Genomic DNA, 2,423 nt, shown 5'->3' with positions numbered 1-2,423 from the left:
GCTGCAAAACGTTTTTTCATTGTAATTACCCCTTAGGGTACAATTTATGTAAAACCGTGAAACAAGTAGTGAATTTTCAATTTAACGTTGAAAAAATTTATCTTAGTGTTTTAAAACTCTTGCCATATTTAATTTTAATTGTTACTGAATTTTAAAGCATAGTTTTCATTGAGTTGTACGTTTTCAATAGGTATTACATAGTTTGTTTCTGTAAATAGTTTGTTGTTTTTAGAATCATTTAAAGAAGAATCTTTTAATAATGCTGAAAGTAGTTTTGCATTTAATTTCTGTGTTGCTGTAGGATTTAACAAGTTCGAACTTCGAGACGATATAGCAGGGAGTAGTACGGATTTCAGTAAAAAATGCCAATACTGATATTTACCGACAAGTGACCATTTCTGATAATCCTTATGGCACTGTAAATATAGCTGTAATATCGATGAAGAAAGATAAGGGGCGGACGTTTTAATAAGTTGCGGTATAGCCACCAATAGTGCACCTTCTATTTGAGGTTCTTTATATAGCGCTTTATTGCCACAAATATCGGAGTGATTAATGGATTGAGGGCATTGATAGTACACATAAATTTTATCTTTGTACCGTCGTCGCATACCGACTAAACGGTGGTGACATGAGGGGCATCGAAGCAGTCCCTTAAAAAGATATGGTTCGCTTAATTCCTTGGCTGAGAAGGATGCTCCATGATGGCGTGGTCTTTTTAACTCCTGTTGAACTGCCGAAAAGGTATCTTGAGAAATAATTGGAGGGGCATAATTATCAATTCCATAAAAACGCCCCATATACTTTTCATTACGCAATAATTGGGTAATGGTAGGATAGGCACGAACGATGCCATGTTTTTCAGCTAAATAAATCATGGTTTGTCGAATTGATTTAGTTTTTAAATAATAATTGAAAACATCACGGATAATAGGTGCTTTTTCATCGGGAACGATATGTTTATCTTTGATAGAATAACCTAAAGGCAATTTGCCGGAGATAACTTCACCTCGTTTAATTTTATCGGCAAATACGAAATTGATTCGCTCCGAAGTAGTGTCCGATTCATTTTGAGCAATGGATAGCTTAATGTTAAGGTAGAGACGACCTTGAGCCGTATTTGTATTGTAATCTTCCTCCGTTGTTTCCCAGACAACATTATATTTATCCAAAATAGCCTGATAAGTGTAAAAATCGGAAACATTACGAAACCATCGATCCAGCTTAATAAATAAGATACAGTCGATTCGACCGGCCTGAACATCTTGTAACATTCGGGCAAACTCTTTACGGCGACCGGGGCGACTGCGGGCTGAAATGCCCTCATCGCGATAACACTCCACAATTTGATAATTATGCTCCAAGGCATATTGGCGTAGCCTGTTTTCCTGAGCTTGTAAAGAGTAGCCGTTCATAGCTTGTTCTTCGTGAGATACGCGAATGTAAAGTGCTGAACGTTTTGCAGTCATTCATAGTCGCTATTGAGTCATCTATTCAATAGCAATACCTCCTTTCAAGAATAAAGATGAGTACTCAATTAAAATAATCCCTCCTTTCAAAAATAAAATGACTATATAATTATATCGTAACATAAACAGTAGTAAAGATTGATAAAAGTCGAATAACTTCAGCAAATATGGTATACTTAATAATAGCCCCTTAAAATAGATTAGCGGGTTTTAGAGGATAGAATTTAGATCGGATTGTGAGGGTATCTATGACAGATATACGATTATTGGCAATTGATTTAGACGATACATTAGTGAGAGAAGATAATACTATTTCAGACTATACAAGAAGTATTTTGAAAAAAGTACAGGCCAAGGGCATTCACATTGTGATTGCCACAGGCCGCATGTACCAGACGGCACGGCCGGTGGGGCTCGCCATGGACATCGGTGATTTGCCTATGATACTTTTCTCCGGCGGGTTGGTGCAACGCATCGAATCAGGTGAAAAGTTATTTGAACAAACGGTAGATGTGTCGGTGGCTAACGAGATTTTGCAATTGGCCAAAACCAATGATTGGTATGTGCAGTCTTATATCGATGATGAATTGCTCGTTCATCATGAAACGGAAGAGTCTCGCATGTATGAAAAAGGTGTCGGTGCCAAGCCGGTATATATCGGTGATGCGGTGTACACTGCACCGAAAGGGCCGAATAAGTTATTGTTTATTGCGCAGCCGCAAAAGATTCTGCACATAGAAGCAAGTTTAAATAAAGAGTTTGCCGACAAAGTGGAAATTGTGCGCAGCAAGCCGAATTTCTTAGAGATTAACAGTATGAATTGCACGAAAGGCAACACCTTGGCTCATATGGTTTCAGAATTAGGGCTGAAACCGGAGCAGGTAGTGGCGTTCGGCAATTCGCAAAACGATATTTCTATGCTGAAATACGCCGGCACGGCGGTAGCCGTGGCGA

The 2,423-nt window shown here is 38.4% G+C and carries 2 protein-coding genes (1 of these 2 running past the window's edge); one reads left to right on the top strand and one right to left on the bottom strand.

Features of this window, described 5'->3' with window-relative positions; all coding sequences use genetic code 11:
• Nucleotides 1-134: 134 nt before the first annotated feature.
• Entirely contained in the window at nucleotides 135-1,469 is a 1,335-nt protein-coding gene (locus QZL64_RS07110; RefSeq protein WP_021841320.1) for a recombinase family protein, read from the bottom strand.
• Nucleotides 1,470-1,717: 248 nt separating this feature from the next.
• Here QZL64_RS07110 and QZL64_RS07105 point away from each other — a divergent pair, with 248 nt between their 5' ends.
• Nucleotides 1,718-2,423, top strand: the 5' portion of a protein-coding gene (locus tag QZL64_RS07105; protein WP_021841319.1) for a Cof-type HAD-IIB family hydrolase. The gene runs 23 nt beyond the window's last position; 706 of the gene's 729 nt are visible here — the first part of the coding sequence; it begins with the start codon at nucleotides 1,718-1,720; its stop codon lies beyond the right edge, outside the window.

Source organism: Veillonella sp. CAG:933 (genome assembly GCF_000431435.1).
GTDB lineage: Bacteria > Bacillota > Negativicutes > Veillonellales > Veillonellaceae > Veillonella_A.
Note: the sequence above shows the minus strand (reverse complement) of the source record. Positions and strands in the feature narration are given on the sequence as shown.